At 42.4% G+C, this 14,975-nt stretch carries 14 protein-coding genes; 6 read left to right on the top strand and 8 right to left on the bottom strand.

Annotated features, from left to right (window positions below; all coding sequences use genetic code 11):
- Nucleotides 1-63: 63 nt before the first annotated feature.
- On the top strand, nucleotides 64-747 hold the full coding sequence (locus Q0058_RS06975) for an alpha/beta hydrolase (RefSeq protein WP_298222262.1): 684 nt from the start codon (nucleotides 64-66) through the stop codon (nucleotides 745-747).
- 10 nt (nucleotides 748-757) lie between these two features.
- Here the strand turns inward: Q0058_RS06975 and Q0058_RS06970 are convergent, their stop codons facing one another.
- The 3 genes from Q0058_RS06970 to Q0058_RS06960 all read right to left on the bottom strand — a co-directional run bounded on the left by Q0058_RS06970 (nucleotide 758) and on the right by Q0058_RS06960 (nucleotide 3,619).
- Nucleotides 758-1,351, bottom strand: coding sequence for a 2OG-Fe(II) oxygenase (locus tag Q0058_RS06970; RefSeq protein ID WP_298222260.1), 594 nt, complete (start codon nucleotides 1,349-1,351; stop codon nucleotides 758-760).
- Nucleotides 1,352-1,466: 115 nt separating this feature from the next.
- Nucleotides 1,467-2,015: a porin family protein gene (locus tag Q0058_RS06965; protein WP_298222258.1), complete on the bottom strand. Its 549-nt coding sequence runs from the start codon at nucleotides 2,013-2,015 to the stop codon at nucleotides 1,467-1,469.
- Nucleotides 2,016-2,044: 29 nt separating this feature from the next.
- Nucleotides 2,045-3,619 (bottom strand): L,D-transpeptidase family protein, encoded by a 1,575-nt coding sequence (locus Q0058_RS06960; RefSeq protein WP_298222256.1) that lies wholly within the window; start codon nucleotides 3,617-3,619, stop codon nucleotides 2,045-2,047.
- A 135-nt stretch (nucleotides 3,620-3,754) separates the two neighbouring features.
- On the opposite strand from Q0058_RS06960, the gene Q0058_RS06955 reads away from it, so the two are divergent.
- The 3 genes from Q0058_RS06955 to Q0058_RS06945 all read left to right on the top strand — a co-directional run bounded on the left by Q0058_RS06955 (nucleotide 3,755) and on the right by Q0058_RS06945 (nucleotide 5,474).
- Entirely contained in the window at nucleotides 3,755-4,267 is a 513-nt protein-coding gene (locus Q0058_RS06955; protein WP_298222254.1) for a nuclear transport factor 2 family protein, read from the top strand.
- A 145-nt stretch (nucleotides 4,268-4,412) separates the two neighbouring features.
- Nucleotides 4,413-4,841 (top strand): hypothetical protein, encoded by a 429-nt coding sequence (locus tag Q0058_RS06950; RefSeq protein WP_298222252.1) that lies wholly within the window; start codon nucleotides 4,413-4,415, stop codon nucleotides 4,839-4,841.
- 18 nt (nucleotides 4,842-4,859) lie between these two features.
- The gene (locus Q0058_RS06945) at nucleotides 4,860-5,474 is read left to right on the top strand and encodes a hypothetical protein (protein WP_298222249.1); all 615 of its coding nucleotides are present in this window, start codon (nucleotides 4,860-4,862) and stop codon (nucleotides 5,472-5,474) included.
- A 72-nt stretch (nucleotides 5,475-5,546) separates the two neighbouring features.
- Here the strand turns inward: Q0058_RS06945 and Q0058_RS06940 are convergent, their stop codons facing one another.
- On the bottom strand, nucleotides 5,547-6,491 hold the full coding sequence (locus Q0058_RS06940) for an L-threonine 3-dehydrogenase (protein WP_298222247.1): 945 nt from the start codon (nucleotides 6,489-6,491) through the stop codon (nucleotides 5,547-5,549).
- 150 nt (nucleotides 6,492-6,641) lie between these two features.
- On the opposite strand from Q0058_RS06940, the gene Q0058_RS06935 reads away from it, so the two are divergent.
- A complete protein-coding gene (locus Q0058_RS06935) occupies nucleotides 6,642-7,211 on the top strand; it encodes a hypothetical protein (protein WP_298222245.1) in 570 nt (189 codons plus the stop codon).
- Between the two features lie 24 nt (nucleotides 7,212-7,235).
- Nucleotides 7,236-10,595: a transcription-repair coupling factor gene (mfd, locus tag Q0058_RS06930; protein WP_298222243.1), complete on the top strand. Its 3,360-nt coding sequence runs from the start codon at nucleotides 7,236-7,238 to the stop codon at nucleotides 10,593-10,595.
- An 18-nt stretch (nucleotides 10,596-10,613) separates the two neighbouring features.
- On the opposite strand, the gene Q0058_RS06925 is transcribed toward mfd, so the two are convergent.
- The 4 genes from Q0058_RS06925 to atpG form a co-directional block, all read right to left on the bottom strand.
- Nucleotides 10,614-11,765: a DUF418 domain-containing protein gene (locus tag Q0058_RS06925; RefSeq protein ID WP_298222241.1), complete on the bottom strand. Its 1,152-nt coding sequence runs from the start codon at nucleotides 11,763-11,765 to the stop codon at nucleotides 10,614-10,616.
- 12 nt (nucleotides 11,766-11,777) lie between these two features.
- On the bottom strand, nucleotides 11,778-12,212 hold the full coding sequence (gene dut / locus Q0058_RS06920) for a dUTP diphosphatase (protein WP_298222239.1): 435 nt from the start codon (nucleotides 12,210-12,212) through the stop codon (nucleotides 11,778-11,780).
- Between the two features lie 303 nt (nucleotides 12,213-12,515).
- Nucleotides 12,516-13,979 carry an oligosaccharide flippase family protein gene (locus tag Q0058_RS06915; protein ID WP_298222237.1) on the bottom strand — a complete coding sequence of 488 codons (1,464 nt, stop codon included), beginning with the start codon at nucleotides 13,977-13,979 and terminating at the stop codon, nucleotides 12,516-12,518.
- A 118-nt stretch (nucleotides 13,980-14,097) separates the two neighbouring features.
- Entirely contained in the window at nucleotides 14,098-14,961 is an 864-nt protein-coding gene (atpG, locus tag Q0058_RS06910; protein ID WP_298222235.1) for an ATP synthase F1 subunit gamma, read from the bottom strand.
- Nucleotides 14,962-14,975: the final 14 nt, after the last annotated feature.

The following is a 14,975-nucleotide window of genomic DNA, read 5'->3' as shown; positions in this document are numbered from 1 at the left end:
TTTAAAAACCACTTCTGATTGAGGTGGTTTTTTTTATATTCGTACTGTACTAAAATGCCTGTCATGCAAAAACTACTATTACTTCACGGAGCCTTAGGAAGTCAGGAACATTTCAATAATTTAGAGATTGAATTGGCTCGCGATTTTGAAGTGTATCGATTTAATTTCAAGGGTCATGGCGGTGGTGAAATTCCTGCCGACGGATTCTCAATTCCTAAATTTGCCGATGAAGTACTGGCATTCATGAACCAAAACAATCTTCAAAAAATAAATATATTCGGTTACAGTATGGGCGGTTACATAGGGTTATACCTCGCGAAAAACTTCCCCGAAAAGATCGAGAAACTGTTCACTTTAGCTACCAAATGGGATTGGACTTTAGAGAACGCCAGCCGCGAATCGAAAATGCTGAACCCTTCGGTAATTAAAGAAAAAGTGCCGAAATATGCTGGAAGTTTGGCCACACTCCACGGCAATCAATGGGAAATGTTGATGGAGAAAACGGCGGCGATGATGCTTGATTTAGGAACAAATCCAACCTTGAAAAACAATGACCTAACAACCATCGAAACACCAATATTAGTAGCTGTTGGTGATAAAGATAATATGGTAAGCATCGAAGAAACCCTCACCATGTATCGATTGTTGCCGTACGGACAATTGCTGGTTTTACCCAATACAACGCATCCGATAGACCGGATCGATCCTTCGCTATTGGCTTATCAAATCAAGAATTTCTTTTTGTAATCTATGAGTTTCAATCCCGTTTCAGCCAACCTGCAATACTCATTCTTCGGGCTTGCGTAACCAAAACCTCGTGCTCGAGTTCATTGCTTTTAAAAAACACGGTTCTGCCTTGTGTAGGTGCAATATGTTGGTCTTTTTTGAGGTGATGTACAAGCAATTCGCCGCCGTCTTCCTGTTGCCAGTTGGCATTTAAGTAACTGATCATCGAATAAGTCCTGCTTGCATTGTCCTGAAACTGATCCAGATGCCTGACATAAAAGGCGCCGGTTTCATAAAGTGAATAATGGAATTCATAACCCGTGATGCCCGCATAGCAACTGTTGTTGAGGTAAAGAATGAAAGCTTCCATCTGTTCCAGAAATGCGGTTTCATGAATGTTGTGGTGGTTTTTATCGAGCCAATAAATAGCATCCCTTCGGACCGATGTATCGTGTACAAGCTTTTGATCATTTCCCGTTCCGGCCGCGACCAACAACTTTTCCCGAACCAATTGAAGCATATTGTCCTGTAAATGCACCGCTAAAGCATCGGAAATAAAATGATCTGCTATGCCTATTTTATCTTGGAGGTAAGAGGCGATTAAGGTTTCAAAAGCAATTTCCATAATTCAGGAATTGCCTGATTGGACCGACAACTTAGCAAGGTAGCCCAAATAAAAAAACTATTCCCGAATTACCGAAAATAGTTTTTTATGCTGGTTGCTGTGATTTAGTGAAGTTCTAAAACTTAAATGCCGCGCCCACTTGAATGACCTGATTTTTACCATCAACATCTTTGACGATATCGGAAAGTCCCATGGCGTAACGCGCGTTTATCGAAAGTCCGATAGGAAAATTAAGCCCAATGCCTCCGGCAATTGCCGTGTCAATGGTTTCGATTTTGGTATCATCGCCCGCACTATCTGGAAAATTATCGTTGATTTTAAAACCTACTTGCGGGCCAGCTTCTAAACTCAGGGTTTTCAAAATATAGACTTTAGCCAGAACCGGCACATTGATATAACCAATAGAGTAATTGGTATCATTGGTTTTGAAGCCCTGCATCGAATACTGCACTTCAGGCTCCAGAAAGAACAATTCCGGCACGATCGTAATTTCTTTGAAAACTCCGGCATAAACTCCAGTCAGAGGTTTCACATCACTTCCAAAACCATCTCCGCTAACATTAGCGATGGTCAACCCGGCGCGAACACCAAATTTCTGTGCTTGAGCTGAAGGTATTGCAGCGGCCACACACATTCCCAATAAAACGATTTTAAGTACTTTCATAATGTAGATTTTAAGTTATTGTTAGTGGTTTATTTTTCATTGAATATCAATTCGGCGAGGCGTTTGTCTCTTTTGTATACATCATCATAAAAATGAATTTGCCCATCATCATCCACCCAAGCCGTGAAATAACCGATATACACCGGAATCTTTTCCTTAAGCGTATACCAGGTTTCCTTGCCGCCGTGCATCGTAGAATCGATCTTTTCCGGTGTCCATTCTTTGTCGTCCTCCATAATCATATTGGCGAGTTCCTGCGGTTTCTGCACCCGGATGCAACCATGGCTGAAAGCACGATGCGTTCGATCGAACAAACTTTTGGCCGGAGAATCGTGCAAATATATGTTGTTTGAATTTGGGAACAGGAATTTGACCAATCCCAACGAATTTTGCGGACCGGGTTTTTGGCGGATTTGCCCTTTGACCTTTTCCATGTTGTGCTGCTCGAGATAGTTTTTATTTTTCTCGAGTGCCGGTTTGATTTCTTTTTCGACAATACTTTTAGGAACGTTCCAATACGGGCTGAACACAATGAATTTCATCAAACCGCTAAAAACAACGGTTTGGTTCATGACTTTGCCCACGACAACGTTCGAACGCAATACCGGCTCGCCTTTCTTGAAATAAGTCAGTTGGTACGACGGAATATTGATCACGATATATTCTTTCGCTTTGGTGATGTCGCTCGGAATCCAACGGCAACGCTCCATGTTTACCATGATGGTTTTAATCTTTTCGGAAATCGGAACACTGAGCGCCGCAATCATTTTGGCCGAAATTTTTCTCGAAGGCACCAAACCGATACTGGTCTTATATTTCAATACCAAACGCGCCAAACTTTTATCATAGACTTTGCTTTTCGAATCGGTTGTCATGTTTTCCAAAGCCAACAATCGCTGTCTGATTTTCGGGATGATCTCTGAAGAATCGCCTACAACAAGCGGATCCATTTTAGGGTCGAACGGAATGCTGTCCCAAGCCGATTTTTTTTCCATTTCGCGATAGCGCTGCAAACTGGCTTTCAAACGATAGTATTGGCCGAGAACTTCTGTTTCGTCTTTATCGATGCGTTTCGGATTGGCCATTAGGGAATCGAGATAATCAACATAAGATACTTTTTTTCTGGGCAAATACCAGCCCAATTCCTGTCTTGTCTTCACGTCAAAACCATGAAAAACCTTGTCGGCATAAAAGAAATACATCGCCGAAACAAGATATTCATTATTGGTGTTGGGTTTGGAATCGACATTGTCGTGAAAAACTTTTTCGAGCTCTTCATGATACGGAATGCTGGTTTTGATGCCTTCGTCTTCAATCGTATTGATTTTGCTGTATAACAAATCCGCCAATTCGTTGATGCCTTTTTTATCATACCAAACGTAATTCCATTGGTGCTTGCGGTATAAGGCCTGCATCTGCGGTTCATACTCCTTAAGTTTGGGATGTTTGGTAAAAAAAGCAGCCAACGAAATACTGTCAAACGATGATGTAACTTGTTTAGCCGATGCTTCTTTGGCATTGAGGACGTCGCTGTTCTTTTTACAAGAAATAAAAAAACTCGAAATCCCAAAAAGCATTATTATAATCCGCTTGCTGTTTGCCATAAGTGCCGTTTGTTAAACGATATAAAAATACACAAACAATTGACATGCTATCATTAGAACTTCAATAAAACTTTCCATAATTTACTTACATTTACAATAGACTAAAGCGGATATTCCAATCTTAATTTCACTCCTATGAAAAAAATAATGCTCCTATGGGTAAGCGTTTTACTGTGTACTTCATTCGCCACCAAGGTAAACGCGCAGAAAACCGATAAAGAACAAATTGATGCGGTGCTCAACAACTGGCACAAAGCCGCCACAGATGCCGACGCTAAAAAATACTTCGGTGCTATGACTGAAGATGCTATTTTTATTGGTACCGATGCCACTGAAAACTGGAATAAAAAAGCTTTTGAAGCCTTTGCCAAACCATACTTCGATAAAGGAAAAGCCTGGGATTTCAAACCGCTTGAACGCCACATTTATCTGAGCAAAGACCAAAAGACCGCATGGTTCGACGAATTGTTGGACACCTGGATGAAAGTCTGCCGCGGTTCTGGCGTCATGGTCAAAGTGGGCAAGGAATGGAAAATTCAACACTATGTGCTCTCGATGACTATTCCTAATGACAATACTGACGCCGTGATTAAGGTGAAAGCACCCATCGAAGATGCCTTGATCCAAAAAATTAAAAAAGACAAGTAAAACATACTGTCTTACTTCCTTTCAAACTCCATTTCAGTATACGAAATGGAGTTTTTTTATTTTATTTTTTTCCAAAACAAACCAAGGTTGATTTTCTGTCGTACATGCCATAACACAATAATGTTTCACCATAAATACAGACAAAATGAAAATCAACAGAAAATTAAGAATAGCAGCCGTAAGCATTTTAGGCTCAGTATTGCTACTTTTTGTTATCCTGGTTGCCCATATTGCTACCGCAAAACCACTAGAAAACGCTACGGTTCAGGTGAGTCGCATCGATTTTGACCAACCGTTCGATGCTATCGGTGCTGCCGATGTTAAAACAAAAATCTTATCGATTCCGGGCGTCAAAAGCGATGTGCTGGTCAAAAAAAATGTTGTCGTCTACTTTCATGACAACCGAATCGCTGATTCCAAAAAAGTATTCGACCAACTCATGGCCAAAGGAAACTACCATGCCAAACGATTTTTGGTTCCTGAAAACCTTGCTTCAAAATCGGTTTGCCTGGTGATGAACCACGATGGTTTCTATTACAAGTTTTCCAAAACCGTCCAAAAAGTTTTTAATTAATCCTTAAATATTACCACTATGACAAATTTTTCAAAACTTGCCTTTTGCGCCCTATTGTTGGGAGCAGGCGTATTCAGTTCTTGCAGCAAGGACGACAACGATGACACGGTCGTCGCAAAACCTTCCATTTATGCCCGGTTGGGAGGTACAACCTTGGTCGATGATCCAGACAGTACCGATCCGGCAGTAACCATTGAAGCAGGTCGTTTGGCTTACCGAAAAGTGGTGAATTCCACGATTCAAAACATAGTTGCCGATGTTCCAAGCGCTGCAAATCCAAGCGGTAATGCTGGCAATTTGAGTGCTCATTTTGCTCCATTACTAGCAGAAGTAGGTGCAGGTAATACCACTAACTTGGCTGAATTGGTAGACAATCTTACGGATTTCTTCTCCTTCAATACCGGCGGAACCAACGCAGTGAATACTTACAGAGGGCTTGATATGGTGGCAGCCCACAATCCGGCTGTGAACAACAGAATGGGCGTGAAAGCTACCAATGCTGACTATACTAAATTTGAAGGTTATGTAGGAGCAGCGGCTCAAGCCAATGGCGTAGCAGCCAACACTGAATTGTATACTGATGTTGTTGCCGTATTGGAATCGCTTAGATCGCCAATTGTTCAGGCACCTTAAAGAAAAAACTTCTCTGAAAGTTCAAATTATTTCAGAACCGTCTTGTCTTATGAAAAAGGACGAGGCGGTTTTTTATTGTTCTTGGAGATGCAACAGCATGTCCTTGGTCATTGAAGTTAAATCGAATTTGTGTTTCCAGCCCCAATCTTCCCGGGCACGACGGTCATCAATGCTTGCAGGCCAACTGTCAGCAATCTGTTGGCGGAAGTCAGGTTTGTAAGTGATCTCGAAATCCGGAATGCTCTTTTTGATTTCAGCGGCAATTTCGGTTGGCGTAAAACTCATCGCGGCAAGATTATACGAAGATCGGATTTTGATTTGATTGGCATCGGCTTGCATAATATCAATCGTCGCCTGGATTGCGTCATCCATATACATCATCGGCATTTTGGTTTCAGACGAAAGGAAACATTCGTATTTGCCGTGGCTCAATGCTTTGTGATAAATGTCAACCGCGTAATCAGTCGTACCGCCGCCCGGAGGCGAACTCCAGCTGATGAGTCCCGGATAACGAATACTGCGCACATCGACGCCGAAAATATGGTTGTAATATTCACACCAGCGTTCACCAGATTGTTTGCTGATGCCATAAACCGTCGAAGGTTCCATGATGGTGTATTGTGGTGTATTTTCTTTGGGAGTCGTCGGTCCGAAAACCGCAATGCTTGAAGGCCAGAAAATCTTTTTGATCTTTTTGGCTTTCGCTAAATTAAGCACATGAAACAACGAATTCATATTCAAATCCCAGGCAAACGCAGGATTCTTTTCAGCCGTGGCCGACAAAAGCGCCGCCATAAGATAGACATCGGTGATCTGATGGATTTCGACCAAATGCTCAATCTGGTTGAAATCTAAAGCGTTCACCACTTCAAACGGCCCCGAATTGACGACATCCGTATTCATTTTTCTAATGTCCGAGGCGATGACGTTTTCGGTTCCGTAAATAGCCCTTAACTTATGGGTGAGTTCGGTTCCGATTTGTCCGCAGGCACCGATGATCAGGATTTTTGTATTCATGGTTGTTGTTTGTGGGGTTAAAGATACCATTTCGGAAATTAAAATTTAGCCGATAAAACCTAAATTATTTCATAAAAGTACTACTTCGTTAGGCTTTGTCCTGTCTTGTTTCATTTTACCTTTGTAACTTTACGGCTCAAAATTCCTGTCATGAATTATAAACTTTTTTCTGCTGTTTTGGTTGTGTTCGTGTTGTTTTCATGTCAAAAAAATGACGAGAAGCAATTGGCCGAACAACGAAAAGATGCCCAGGCCAAAGAACTGATCTTTACCAAAATCAGCAACGGTTGGCATTTTAGAAACCCGGCGTTAAATCCGGTGACGCAGGGATTGGTACAAAACTGGAAGGAACTGCGCGAGTTCGATACCGAATTGCACCAAACGCCCAAAAGTTCTATCGGGGCATTCCAAAAAAAATCAAAAGACCTTTCCAAAAAAGCGCTTGCTTTGAACAACAACATTCCGCCGGCCTTCAACAAACCACAAGTCAAAAGCAGGATTTCGGCTTTGGTGACCAAAATCAATTCGATCAATTTATTCATTAACCTTGATGCCATTCCTGAACAAAAAGTAATAGCGCTCGTGGGCGAAGTCGATATTGAAATGATCTCGCTTTACCAGCAAATGGATGAAATTGTGCGAAAAAGCCAGATTCCGACTGAAGAAGGCGAATCTGATATGATCCGAATGCTCGATACGACACGCGCTATCCCAAATTAATTTCATCATAATTTTACCTAACCTTTGAGTAAAAACAACCTTATTCCGCTGTATGATGCGTCTGCTAGAGTCAAACAAATTGGCGATAGTCTGCAAACGCACGGACAAAAAATCCATCTCAACGGACTCATCGGTTCGTCGCTTTCGTTTATAGTTCAGGCGCTGTTCAAAAAAACGGAACATCCTTTTCTGGTGATTTTAAACGACAAGGAAGAGGCCGCTTATTACCTCAACGATCTCGAGCAAATGATCGGCGAGGAAGATGTGCTGTTTTATCCGGGTTCGTACCGCCGCCCTTATCAGATTGAAGATACCGACAACGCGAATGTTTTGTTGCGCGCCGAAGTGCTGAATCGCATCAACTCGCGGAAGAAACCTGCCGTTATTGTTACTTATCCCGAAGCACTTTTTGAAAAAGTAGTGACCAAAAAAGAACTCGACAAGAACACTTTAAAAGTAGCCGTGGGTGATCAGATTTCGATTGAATTCATTAATGAAGTGTTGTTTGAATATGAATTCAAACGCGTCGATTTTATCACAGAACCCGGAGAATTTTCGGTGCGTGGCGGCATCATCGATGTGTTTTCTTTTTCGAATGACAACCCCTATCGTATTGAGTTTTTTGGCAATGAAGTCGACAGCATCCGAAGCTTTGACGTCGAAACCCAACTCTCGATCGAAAAGCAGAAAAAGATTGCCATTATCCCAAATGTCGAGAACAAGTTCTTTCAGGAAAACCGCGAAAGTTTCCTCGAATACATTTCGCAAAACACGATTGTCTTCCTCCAGAATACCGAACTGCTGATTTCCAAACTCGAAAAACTGTTCGACAAAGCCGAAGATATTTTCAAGAACTTGAACGCAACAATCAAGCACATTCCGCCCGAAAGGATCTTCCTGCACCAAAAAGAATTCCTCAAAAAAACTTTGGATTTTACGGTTGTGGAATTGAGTTCAAAACCAACTTTTAACAGTGCCAAAGCTTACGATTTCCATATCAAGCCGCAGCCTTCGTTCAACAAACAATTCGATTTGTTGCTCAACAACCTTAGCGACAACCATTTCAACGGTTATAAGAATTACTTGTTTTGCTCAAGTACTGCACAGGAAAAACGGTTCCATGACATATTCGAATCACTTGATGAGGCCAACCACGAAAGCATCCGAAAGCAATACCACACGGTTGTTTTTCCGTTGTATCAGGGATTTATCGATGAAGAAAACCAAGTCGCCTGTTATACCGATCATCAGATTTTCGAGCGTTACCATAAATTCAACATCAAGAACGGTTATTCAAAAAAACAAACGATTACACTTAAAGAACTCAACACTTTGGCGGTCGGCGATTATGTGACGCACATCGATCACGGGATTGGGAAGTTCGGCGGATTGCAGAAAATTCAGGTCGAAGGCAAAACCCAGGAAGCGATCAAACTCGTTTATGCCGACAACGATATTGTGTATGTGAGCATCCATTCCTTACATAAAATTTCAAAGTACAACGGCAAAGACGGTGCGCCGCCGAAAATCTACAAATTAGGTTCCGGCGCGTGGAAAGCCTTAAAGCAAAAGACCAAAGCGCGCGTCAAACACATTGCGTTCAATTTGATTCAACTCTATGCGAAACGCCGCCTCGAAAAAGGATTTCGTTATGCGCCAGACAGTTATCTGCAAGCCGAATTGGAAAGTTCGTTCATTTACGAAGACACGCCCGACCAAACCAAATCGACACAGGAAGTCAAAGCCGACATGGAAAGCGACCGCCCGATGGACCGTCTGGTTTGTGGCGACGTTGGTTTCGGTAAGACGGAAGTTGCGATTCGCGCGGCCTTCAAAGCCGTGGACAACAGCAAACAAGTCGCGGTTTTGGTGCCGACAACGATTCTTGCGTACCAGCATTATAGAACTTTTACGGAACGTTTGAAAGATATGCCGGTTTCGATTGGATATCTCAACCGATTTAGAACAGCCAAACAAAAATCAGAAACGCTCAAAGATTTGGCCGACGGCAAACTCGATATTGTGATCGGGACGCACCAACTTGTCAATAAAAATGTAGTTTTTAAAGATTTGGGATTGCTGATTGTGGATGAGGAACAGAAGTTCGGTGTGAATGTCAAGGACAAACTCAAAACGATTGCTGCGAATGTTGATACACTTACTTTAACCGCAACGCCTATTCCGAGAACCTTGCAGTTTTCATTGATGGCGGCGCGTGATTTATCAGTGATTACAACGCCACCGCCGAACCGTTATCCTATTGAAAGTAACGTCGTGGCGTTTAGCGAAGAACTGATCCGCGATGCGATTTCTTATGAAATCCAAAGAAACGGACAAGTGTTTTTCATTAACAACCGCATTGAAAACATCAAGGAAGTTGCAGGAATGATTCAGCGTTTAGTTCCAGATGCACGCGTAGGAATTGGCCACGGTCAGATGGAGGGCAGTAAACTCGAAGAACTCATGCTCGCTTTTATGAACGGCGAATTCGATGTTTTGGTCGCGACAACGATTATCGAAAGCGGACTCGATGTGCCGAACGCGAACACGATTTTCATCAACAATGCGAACAATTTCGGACTGTCGGATTTGCACCAAATGCGCGGGCGTGTCGGGCGCAGCAACAAAAAAGCGTTCTGTTATTTCATTTGCCCGCCGTATTCGATGATGACCGATGATGCGCGAAAACGAATCCAGGCTTTGGAACAATACAGCGAACTCGGCAGCGGTTTCAACATTGCGATGAAGGATTTGGAAATCCGCGGCGCTGGAGATTTATTGGGTGGTGAGCAAAGCGGTTTCATCAATGAGATTGGTTTCGAGACTTACCAGAAAATCATGAACGAAGCCATCGAGGAACTGAAGGAAAACGAGTTCAAAGATTTATACGAATCCGAAGACCAGCCTGACAAAGAATATGTCAAGGATTTGCAGATCGATACGGATTTCGAATTGTTGTTTCCCGATGAATACATCAACAACATTTCGGAGCGTCTGAATTTGTATAATGAGTTGAGTTTGATCAAAACCGAAGAAGAATTGCAGGCCTATGAAGTGAAACTGATTGACCGTTTCGGACCGTTGCCAAAGCAGGCGATTTCATTGTTAAATAGCATTAAAATCAAATGGATTGCGTCGAAAGTCGGCATTGAAAAACTCGTGATGAAGCAAGGCAAAATGATCGGTTATTTTGTGTCGGATCAGCAGAGTGATTATTATGCTTCGCCGCAATTTCATAAGGTATTGCAGTTCGTGCAGAAGCAATCGCAGTTGTGCAAAATGAAAGAAAAACAGACACCGAATGGTTTGCGTTTGCTGCTGACTTTCGATCATGTGAAATCAATTCGAAAAGCTTTGGAGTTGATGGAGTTGATGGACAAATAGTTTTAGTGCTTCCATCGGTTATTTTTCTTTCTTTAAAGCAAATCGTTTTTGGTAGGACAAACACCGCCATAACCATTCGAAAAAACCATAATGGTATTGGCTCAGCCACCACTTGCTAAAGACTATTTGAACGACATACACGGCAATTCCTGTAAGGATGTAGGATTCCCAATTCCAATTAGGCCTGATACAGATGAATAAACCAAACGCAATCATATTTTGCAAGATGTAATTAGTAAGCGTCATTTTGCCTATAATGCGCATGGATTCAAAAATTGCTTTGAAATATCCCGAAAAATAAAGTCCGCAAACCGCCGAGGTTGTAAAAACCATAATGCTTAAAACCTGTGGATAATACAGATTGTAATAGTCGTTAAATTCCCATTCTTTTTTTTCTACCTCCATTTGCAACAAGAAAATCAGTACGGAAACAAGCAAGCTGATGAGCAGTATTTTTCTAAGTAATAATTTTGGCTCGTCGCGCAAACACTCAAAAAAACCGCTTCTTTGAAATACCACGCCAAGAAGAAAGCAGCCTAATTGGATCAAATGCAATATCACAGAATAGCTTAACCGCAGCATCCATTGGTAGCGCATGTATAGGTTGGCTTTGATGCTTTCGAGCATCGTATCGTGTTCATAAAGTTCGTAGAAAGCATCACGGTGTTGCGGCGTAAACAACAAATGGTGATTTCCCAATACCGATTGCAAGACCGGTGTGAGAAGTAAAATGGTTATCGCAAAAACCGTTATTGATTTTGTACTTAAATTATAAAACAGCAGCAAAATCAAACCCATTAAGGCGTAATCGTTTAAGATATCTCCTCCAAAAAAAAACGTGTTCATCAAGGCAAATGCAAAAAGCCAAAGCATGCGTTTTATAAAAAAATGATAAAGATTCTGTCCGTGATGGCTAATGTTCTTAAGCAAAACGGAAAAACCATAACCGAACAGAATGGCCAATAAAGTCCAGCCTTTTGACTCAAAAATGGTTTCAGATATAGTTTGAAAAAAATCGTGCAACGGGCTTTCTTCAAGGTTTTTTGAATGATTGTTCCAACCGTGAATTGTGGCATAATTCATCATGGCGACACTGAACAGTGCCCAACCTCTGAGGATGTCAACAATGGGTTCGCGTTGGCTTGGTGAGATGGGCTTGATCGCTGTCAAAACGTGATGATATTATTTCACGCCTGTGCTTCCGAAGCCGCCTGCGCCGCGAGAGGTTTCCGATAAGGTTTCCACTTCGATCCATTCGGCGCGTTCGTGTTGGGCGATGATGAGTTGGGCGATGCGTTCGCCGTTTTCTACCACAAAAGGTTCATTTGACAGGTTTGCTAAAATCACTCCGATTTCGCCGCGGTAATCAGCGTCTACGGTTCCGGGTGAATTGAGTACGGTGATGCCTTTTTTGGCAGCGAGTCCGCTTCTTGGGCGTACTTGTGCTTCGTAGCCTATGGGTAATTCTATGAACAATCCGGTTTTGACGATCGCTCGTTCGAGTGGATTGAGCGTGATGGATTCCGTAAGGTTGGCGCGCAAATCCATGCCGGCCGATGCGATGGTTTCGTAGTTCGGTAACGCGTGTTGCGATTGGTTGATGATTTTGATTTTCATGGATGGTTATTTTGGAACGCGGATGCCACTGATTTAGCGGATGGACGCGGGTTTTGTTTTTTGAGGTTGTTTTTGATTTGTACGGATTGTCTTAGCCCCGATTATTTGATATTAAGAGGAGGAAGTCCGGTGGTCTTCAGGTATATGCCTTTTTTTATTTGAAAACTAAACATCAAATATAACTAATTAGTCCTAGCCCCGATAGAAGGGAAAATCCTTTTACGCCGTTGTTCGGCGTGAAAGATTGGAATGATAGCGGGACCCGAGCTCCTGAAAGGGCGAACAGGCGTAAGCAAACAGCTCCTAAGTCGGTTTACGGTTCATAATACGTGCTAAAGTTTCTTTTTCGTTGTGGTAGATGAAATAAAGGAATAAGATCAGCAGGGTGGCCCCTACGAAGTAATTCTCGCGGAAGCAATAAAACGAAACAATTGAAAAGACAATCGAAAGGCCGAGATAACCGCCGATTTTTTTCTTGTCGTAAGGAATTGGGTAATGTTTTTGGCCCATGAAATAAGAAATGAGCATCATGCTTCCGTAGGCTGAAATCGTCGCAATCGCCGAACCCATATAACTGTATTGGGGAATCAACAGGAAGTTGAGCACTAGCGTCACTACCGCGCCGACAATAGAAATCCAGGCGCCGATGTAAGTTTTGTCGATGAGTTTGTACCAGACCGATAAGTTCGTGTAGATGCCAAGGAAAAAGTTCGCAAGAATGATCAGGGGGACGACTTTCATGGCTTCCCAATACGAGCTGTCGCGGATCATGACACTTTTGAATAAGTCGGCAAACACAATCACGCCGAGCATGATGAACGAGCCGAAAATCACAAAATATTTGGTGACCGTGGCGTAAGTTTGTGTGGCGTTGTCTTTGTCGGCGTGGCTGAAGAAAAACGGTTCGATGCCTAAAGTATAAGCGGTTCTGAACAAAACCATGAACAAACCTAATTTGTAGCATGCGGAATAGACTCCGACTTCTGAATCGGCGATGTTTTTGGGCAGCAATTTTCCGAGCAGGATTTTATCGAATTGTTCGTTGATGGCGAATGCGATTCCGGCCACGAGTATTGGAAGTCCGTAGCGCATCATGCGTTTCCAGAGATCAAAATCGAAATGCCAGCTGACTTTCAGATAATCGGAAGAAAGCGCGATGAATGTAGCGAGACTCGAAACGACAAGCGAAACGAAAATGTAACCGATCTGGAAATTCTCAAAATAAATGGTGCTGAAAAAACTATCAGGATTTACGGCGAGTTTGGGCAGAAACACCAAAAAGAAAATATTCAGAATCAGGTTAATCGTGACATTTCCCATTTTGATGATGGCGTAAAACATTGGTCTTTGGTTCGCACGCAATTTGGAAAATGGAATGACTACGAGCGCATCGAGCGCCAAAATCCAGATACTGTACGTGACATACTGCACATCAATTTCTGAATAATAAGCGAGTGTTTTGCGAAAAATCAGTGCGGGAATCAGGAACAGGATTGTAGACCAAAATACCGAAATCATGGCGGTTTCCACGACGTTCTTCTTATCGGTTTCCTTGTTGTAGAAACGGAAAAAAGCGGTTTCCATGCCATAAGCCAGCATCACATTGAAGAAAATCATGTAGGCGAAAATGACGGTGACTTTTCCGTATTCCTCTTTCGGCAGCAGTTCGGTATAGAGCGGCACTAGGAAAAAACTCATCATGCGCGGAAACACCGTGGCGAGTCCGTAGATGGCGGTTTGCTTGAAAAGGTTTTTGTAAAGTCCCAAAGGTAACTGTTATGGTTGCAAACAAAAATAAGGATTTGTTTGGTTTGTCGGTGCGCTATGGATTAAATAAAAAAGCCGACAATAAATGCCGGCTTTCTTGTATAGTGTTTTGTTTGTATTATCCTTTCAAAGCTTCGGCTCCACCAACAATCTCGAGGATTTCGTTGGTAATGGCAGCCTGACGTGCTTTGTTGTAAGTCAATTTTAGTTGGTCTCTTAACTCTGTGGCGTTGTCAGTTGCTTTGTGCATCGCCGTCATACGCGCTCCGTGTTCTGAGGCGAATGAATCTCTGATGGCTTTGTAAAGTTGTGTTTTCAACGATTTTGGAATCAAGGTCAACACGATTTCTTCTTTCGACGGTTCGAAGATATAATCGCCAGAAGAAGCTGGTTTATCTGAAACAACAGGAGCCAATGGTAAGAATTGTTCTGCCTGAACGATTTGCGTCGCGGCATTTTTGAACTGGTTGTACACCAAAACAATCTTGTCGAATTTTCCGGTCACGAATAAATGGATCAGTTCTTCAGCGATTTCGGCTACATTATCAAAAGTCAGGTTATCGAAAATCGCATTGTGGTTTGAAACTACGGTGTTGCTTTTGCGGATCGCGTCGTTTCCTTTTTTACCAATCGTGATAAAATCGACTTGTTTTCCGGCATAGACATTTTCACTGAGGTTTCTGGCTTCTTTGATGATATTCGAATTGAAAGCACCGGCCAATCCTCGGTTGGAGGTGATCGCTACAATCAAAACCCTTTTCACTTCACGTTGTGTTGTGAAGGCTCCACCAATATCGCCATCAAGCGTTGAGGAGAGATTCTGCAACAATTCCGTCAGTTTTTCGGCATAAGGTCGCATCGCTGTAATCGCATCCTGTGCTTTTTTGAGCTTCGCGGCAGAAACCATTTTCATCGCCGATGTGATTTGCATCGTGGATGAAACGGAAGTAATTCTATTACGGATTTCCTTTAAGTTTGCCATTTTTTATTATTTTG

The sequence above is a fragment of the Flavobacterium sp. genome (assembly GCF_027484705.1).
Taxonomy (GTDB): domain Bacteria; phylum Bacteroidota; class Bacteroidia; order Flavobacteriales; family Flavobacteriaceae; genus Flavobacterium.
The sequence above is the reverse complement of the archived record's forward strand: the minus strand, read 5'-3'. Positions and strand labels throughout refer to the sequence as shown.

Bases quoted from the DNA above. Each gene is read 5' to 3' on its own strand.
- Q0058_RS06940 (WP_298222247.1), bottom strand. From the start codon at position 6,491: ATGAATACAAAAATCCTGATCATCGGTGCCTGCGGACAAATCGGAACC.
- dut (WP_298222239.1), bottom strand. From the start codon at position 12,212: ATGAAAATCAAAATCATCAACCAATCGCAACACGCGTTACCGAACTAC.
- Q0058_RS06975 (WP_298222262.1), top strand. From the start codon at position 64: ATGCAAAAACTACTATTACTTCACGGAGCCTTAGGAAGTCAGGAACAT.
- Q0058_RS06960 (WP_298222256.1), bottom strand. From the start codon at position 3,619: ATGGCAAACAGCAAGCGGATTATAATAATGCTTTTTGGGATTTCGAGT.
- Q0058_RS06970 (WP_298222260.1), bottom strand. From the start codon at position 1,351: ATGGAAATTGCTTTTGAAACCTTAATCGCCTCTTACCTCCAAGATAAA.
- Q0058_RS06965 (WP_298222258.1), bottom strand. From the start codon at position 2,015: ATGAAAGTACTTAAAATCGTTTTATTGGGAATGTGTGTGGCCGCTGCA.
- Q0058_RS06945 (WP_298222249.1), top strand. From the start codon at position 4,860: ATGACAAATTTTTCAAAACTTGCCTTTTGCGCCCTATTGTTGGGAGCA.
- Q0058_RS06955 (WP_298222254.1), top strand. From the start codon at position 3,755: ATGAAAAAAATAATGCTCCTATGGGTAAGCGTTTTACTGTGTACTTCA.
- Q0058_RS06935 (WP_298222245.1), top strand. From the start codon at position 6,642: ATGAATTATAAACTTTTTTCTGCTGTTTTGGTTGTGTTCGTGTTGTTT.
- Q0058_RS06950 (WP_298222252.1), top strand. From the start codon at position 4,413: ATGAAAATCAACAGAAAATTAAGAATAGCAGCCGTAAGCATTTTAGGC.
- atpG (WP_298222235.1), bottom strand. From the start codon at position 14,961: ATGGCAAACTTAAAGGAAATCCGTAATAGAATTACTTCCGTTTCATCC.